Source organism: Streptomyces sp. P5F9, from assembly GCF_057961495.1.
The window spans coordinates 1-4,947 of sequence record NZ_JBXVPZ010000604.1; the positions used below are offsets into that span (position 1 = coordinate 1).

The window sequence follows — 4,947 nt, forward strand, 5'->3', positions numbered from 1 at the left end:
GACGGGACCCGCCCCACTCGACCGGCTCGACCCCTTCGGCGCGCAGTGCGGGGAGCGGGTCCTCGGGCGGGTCCCGTCGTACGAGCGTGGGCGCGTCCGCGAGCAGCGACGTCACCGTCTCCTTGGCGTCCGGGCGGTTGGTGCCGATGACGCCGGTCGGACCCCGCTTGATCCAGCCGGCCACGTACTCGCCGGGTACGGTCCGCCCTTCGCGTACGACACGGCCCGCCAGGTGCGGCACGGTGCCGTGCTCGGCGTCGAACGGCAGCCCGTCCAGCGGCACCCCGCGATAGCCCACCGAGCGCAGCACCAACTGCGCCTTGATCTCCTCGAATTGACCTGTGCCGACCACTCCGCCCTGCCCGTCCGGTGCGGTGCGTTCGAAGCGCACGGTGCCCACGCGCCCATGGTCGGCGAGGAGTTCGACGGGACGGAGGAAGAAGCGGAGGTGGATACGGCGTGGGGCGCCGTGGGGAGGGAGTGCGGCCCAGTCGCGCAGTGCCTCCACGTTGCGGCGCTGGGCGCCGGGCAGGGCGGAGAGGTCGAGACAGCCCGGGTCGAGCGCCAACTCGGCCGGATCCACGGTCACTTCGGTGCCCGGGAGGCCGCCCAGTTCGCGCAGCTCCTTGGTGGTGAAGCGGGCCTGCGAGGGGCCGCGCCGGCCGACCATGTGGACGTCTGTCACCCCGCTCGCGGCCAGCGCGGTGAGCGCCGCCTGCGGGATGTCGGTACGGCTCAACTCGGCCGCGCCGCGCGCCAGCATCCGCGTGACGTCCACCGCGACATTGCCCACGCCGATGACCACGGCCGAGCGCGCGCCGAGCACGAAACCGTCGGCGGTGGAGTCGGGGTGGGCGCTGTACCAGGACACGAACTCGGTCGCCGACCAGCTGCCCGGCAGCTCCTCGCCGGGAATCCCCAGGTGGCGGTCGGTGGCGGCACCCACGCAGTACACGACCGCGTCGTACAACTCCCGCAGCCGGGCGGCCGGCAGTCCGCCCGGTCCCACGAGCACCCCGCCGAGGAACCGCACCCGCCCGTGCTCCAGCACCGCCCGCAGATTGTTCTGCAGCGACTTGATCTTCTCGTGGTCCGGTGCCACGCCGTAGCGCACCAGACCGTACGGGCACGGCAGCCGGTCCAGGACGTCGACCAGCGCCCCGGGCTCCAGCTGGACCAGACTCTGGGCGGTGTAGACCCCGCTCGGCCCGGAGCCGACGACGGCGACACGCAGCACGGCGGAACTCCTCACCCGTCAGGCACGCAGGAGAACGCTGATTCGCCAGACCACTGACGACTCCAGGATCGCACCACCGGTGCTCCGCTGACAGGGTGCCGAACGGACCCGTACGCGCCGGGGGCGCGCGTGTCCGTTCGTATGGAATGTGATCATGCGGTTACGTTGCGTGTGTGCTAGAAGCATCCTTCGTTAATCTTTCCGATCGCTCTCCGTCGGACGGTGCGGTGTCCGTGTGGCCCGCGTGGGAAGTGCAGGAGCACGACGGCGCCACCTCGTGGTTCCACGTCCGGCTCGCCTTCCCCGACGGTGCCCGGGTCGACGCGCTCGCCGTGGTGTGCGAGCAGACCGTCTCCGTCGAGGACGTGCGGGCCCAACCGGCCCTGTCCCTCGACGACTTGACGGTGCTGGCCGACTGGCTTGAGGGGCCGCTCTTCAAGGCGTGCGGGCTGGAGCCGGTGCCCGCGGAGGGGGAGGAGTGGACGGAGCCGGGCGGAGCACGCCGGGCCCGGCCTGCCTGGCCGCGCGGCATCGAGGGGCGGTGGCAGATCGCCCAGGAGTACCGGGCCGCGCAGGAGGAGGGAGTTGATCCCGTCCTCGCGGTGATGTGCGCGACCGGACACAGTCGGCGCCGTTCTCTTCGGCTCATCTCGCAGGCACGGGACGCGGGGTTTCTGACGCCTCGTCACGCTCGGCGCTGAGCACGGCCGTTACGCGTCCGAGGGCTCGGTCGGCCGGTCGTCGGCCGAACTCCCGGACGTGGGTGGGGAAATGGGCGGGAGCGTGGATCTGTCGTCCGTCGCGAAGAACCGTGACAGGTCCGTGTCGGGCGTTCCGGCTCGCGCACGGGACTCCGGCGGGACCCCCAACTCCCAGTCGAGGCCGTACCGTTCGAACAACTCGGTGCGCAGCACCGGAATCGGCATCGGCACCCCGGGCACGAGCGCCGAGTAGACCGCGCCCATGAGCAGCGCGCGCAGCATGGGGTAGTCGGAGGGGACGTTGCCCGACCCGTACCGCGCGATCGTCTGCCCTAGCAGTTCGGACAGGCGTCGCTGCTCCGGGCACTGCACGAAGCCCTCGCCCTGGAGGAGCCCGGCCATGTGCTGGCGCATCAGCACGGGCCGGTCGTGTGCGAGGCCCAGAATCGCGTCGATGGCCCGCGCCATCCGCTCCCGCCCGTCGTCGGTCCGGGGCTCGCGCTCCAGGGCCTCCTCCAGCGTGCGGTGCATCAAGCGGTGCACCGCGGACTGCACGAGCTGGCGTTTTCCGGGGAAGTAGTACGACACCAGTCCGCGCGCCGAACCGGCCCGGTCCGCGATGTCGCCCAAGGTCGTGGCCTCGTACCCACGCTCACCGACCAGCTCCACGGCTGCCTGCAGGAGCCGTTCCCGGGAACGCCGGCGCAACTCTTCATTGACCGATGCGCTTCGCGGGGACATGCTGTAACTCCTGCGTTGACTGGCTATCAGCCAACTATACTCAGGACGTCCGGGTCTCCCGTAGAGGGGGCCTGGCGCATGCTGCCGTCCGTCTGGGGCGACGCGGGGGATCGTCTCAGGCGGGCGGCTCCTTTTCACCCCAATGGTTTCCTTGGGCGACCTTTGAGCCGGCGTCCGGCGCCGCCTTCTCGCACATCTGTCGCACGGCACGTGATCCGTCCCTAGAGTGGGCACGGGTGTCGAGCCGAGGAGGCGCACGGGCATGGAGCAGGACCAGCAGATCTTCGCGCGGATCAACGAGATGGTCGACGACGAGCGCAAGCTCCGGGAGGCCGTCGCGTCCGGCGCGATCGACAGCGCCACGGAGCATCAGCGCCTCGGGCAGTTGGAACGTGAACTCGACCAGTGCTGGGACCTGTTGCGCCAGCGCCGCGCGAAGGTGGAGTTCGGGGAGAACCCGGACGAGGCGCGGGTGCGGCCGGAGTCCGAAGTGGAGGGGTATCAGGGGTGAGGTGACGTGAGCTGACGGGTGGGGTGGCCGCGGCGGCCCGGTGCTCCGCGGCTGCTGCTCGTCGCGTCCTGTGTCGCTCCTGCTGATCGCTTCGGCGCTACTTGCCGCGCGCGGCAAGCCTGTTGGCGATCTCGGCCTTGACCGTCTCGTGCAGTTCGTCGGACGTGAAGCCGAGGTTGCGCAGGATCTGCGCGGCCGGGCTCTCCTCGACGCGGATCAGGCCGAGCAGCGCGTGTTCCGTGCCGACCCAGTCGTGGCCGAGGTCGGCAGCGGCGCGGCGGGCCTGCTCGATGGCCTCCTTGCTCTCCGGCCGGAACGCGATGTGACCCCGCGGCGCCTTCTTCCCGGCCGGCGGCAGCGTTTCCTCGATCGCGTCGCGGACGCGCTGTTCCGACTCGGTCTTCGCGACCAGCACCTCGTACGCCAGGCCCCGCGGTTCGCCGAGCAGGCCGAGCAGGATGTGTTCGGTGCCGATGGCGTCGTGCTTGTGCGTGCGGGCGGCCTCCTGTGCGAGCACGATGCTGTGCCGGTTCAGGTTGGTGTACCGCTCGAAAGGGCCGGGTGCGTGGCGCTGTTGGGCTGCCTGCTTGGACACGCCGATGGCGTCGCCGATCTCGGTCCATGACGCGCCGACCTGCTTGGCCTTGCTGACGTAGTGGTCGATGAGCTGGTCACCGAGGTCGGACAGCGTCTGGGCGCGGAGTCGGGCCTCGCTGATGCGGGCCAGTTCGTTGGCTTCCGGTAGTTCCTCGTCGAGGCGGGCGATCAGATCGGCGAGGCTGATGTCGAGTGGGCTCATGCGTCAACTTTAAATTGACGACCCCCAATCGTCAATCTGTAATTGACGATTGCTTCGACGCTGCTTCCGCGTGCTGCCCGGGTCAGCCCCGAGGCCCGCCCTGTCCCCGCCCGGCCAGCTCAAGGACCGGCCGCAGACCGTCCGGCCGCTCCGTCACCGGCCGGTGGTCCACGAAGTGCACCCCGCACCCCAGAGCCGCCGCCCCGCCGTCCGCCCGCCGGTCGTCGCCGACCATCAGGACGTCCTTCGGGTCGACGCCGAGGGCCTCGCAGGCGACGGTGAACAGCCGTGGGTCCGGCTTCTGGATGCCGTGTTCGTACGACAGGACGTACGCGTCCACGTACGGGTCGAGCCCGTGCTCGCGGAACACCGGCCGCAGATCCCAGCCGATGTTGCTGACCACACCCACACCGATCCCGCGCTCGTGCAGGGTCCGCAGTACGTCCCCCGTGTCCGGGTACGGCGTCCACGCGGCCGGCGTCATGTGCCGGTCGTACAGCGCGTCGTGCAACGCCGGGTCGGGGAGCGGGACTTGACGGGAGACGCCGGTGTACGCGGCCCGGTGCAGCGCGGAACTCTCGTCCCGGATCGCCCACACCTCCGCGAACTCCTCGGGCAGTTGCTCCGGCTGCGCACCGCCCGGCATCGCCCCCGCCACCTCCAGCGCCCGCGCCGCCTCGGCCAACTCCGGTTCCGGCAGCGCGATCCCGGTCTCGCGCAACACGGCACGCAGCCAGGACTCGGTGGACTCGATACGGAAGAGGGTTCCGGAGAAGTCGAAGAGGACGGCATTCATGCGGTGATCTTACGCAGCGGCATTCCACGCGCCGGGACGGGCGATACCGGCCAGGCCGAGCGAGCGTGCGCCCAGCACATCGGCGCCCCCGGCACACGCCACATGCTCACTCCGGCGCGGCGTTCGGATCCCCGGCCGCGCTCACCCCCCACCGTTCGTACG

General features: G+C 70.7%; 6 protein-coding genes. 2 read left to right on the forward strand and 4 right to left on the reverse strand.

The features are described 5' to 3' along the window. Positions 1-1,237, reverse strand: a 1,237-nt coding sequence (locus AC31A1_RS46645) for an FAD-dependent oxidoreductase (protein ID WP_489659133.1), incomplete at its 3' end; no start/stop codon positions are given. Between the two features lie 227 nt (positions 1,238-1,464). Between AC31A1_RS46645 and AC31A1_RS46650 the strand changes: the two genes are divergently transcribed. Then, positions 1,465-1,938, forward strand: a complete 474-nt coding sequence (locus AC31A1_RS46650; RefSeq protein ID WP_489659134.1) for a DUF6214 family protein — start codon at positions 1,465-1,467, stop codon at positions 1,936-1,938. A gap of 9 nt (positions 1,939-1,947) precedes the next feature. Here the strand turns inward: AC31A1_RS46650 and AC31A1_RS46655 are convergent, their stop codons facing one another. Further along, on the reverse strand, positions 1,948-2,679 hold the full coding sequence (locus AC31A1_RS46655) for a TetR/AcrR family transcriptional regulator (protein WP_489659135.1): 732 nt from the start codon (positions 2,677-2,679) through the stop codon (positions 1,948-1,950). Positions 2,680-2,941: 262 nt separating this feature from the next. Here AC31A1_RS46655 and AC31A1_RS46660 point away from each other — a divergent pair, with 262 nt between their 5' ends. Further along, positions 2,942-3,190 carry a DUF2630 family protein gene (locus AC31A1_RS46660; RefSeq protein WP_033278377.1) on the forward strand — a complete coding sequence of 83 codons (249 nt, stop codon included), beginning with the start codon at positions 2,942-2,944 and terminating at the stop codon, positions 3,188-3,190. A gap of 97 nt (positions 3,191-3,287) precedes the next feature. Here AC31A1_RS46660 and AC31A1_RS46665 read toward each other — a convergent pair whose 3' ends face one another. Next, positions 3,288-3,989: a Clp protease N-terminal domain-containing protein gene (locus tag AC31A1_RS46665; RefSeq protein WP_489659136.1), complete on the reverse strand. Its 702-nt coding sequence runs from the start codon at positions 3,987-3,989 to the stop codon at positions 3,288-3,290. A gap of 82 nt (positions 3,990-4,071) precedes the next feature. Beyond that, positions 4,072-4,785 carry an HAD family hydrolase gene (locus tag AC31A1_RS46670; RefSeq protein ID WP_489659137.1) on the reverse strand — a complete coding sequence of 238 codons (714 nt, stop codon included), beginning with the start codon at positions 4,783-4,785 and terminating at the stop codon, positions 4,072-4,074. Positions 4,786-4,947 lie beyond the last annotated feature (162 nt).

Coding starts and splice junctions, on each gene's coding strand:
- AC31A1_RS46655 (WP_489659135.1), bottom strand. CDS start 2,679: ATGTCCCCGCGAAGCGCATCGGTCAATGAAGAGTTGCGCCGGCGTTCC.
- AC31A1_RS46660 (WP_033278377.1), top strand. CDS start 2,942: ATGGAGCAGGACCAGCAGATCTTCGCGCGGATCAACGAGATGGTCGAC.
- AC31A1_RS46665 (WP_489659136.1), bottom strand. CDS start 3,989: ATGAGCCCACTCGACATCAGCCTCGCCGATCTGATCGCCCGCCTCGAC.
- AC31A1_RS46670 (WP_489659137.1), bottom strand. CDS start 4,785: ATGAATGCCGTCCTCTTCGACTTCTCCGGAACCCTCTTCCGTATCGAG.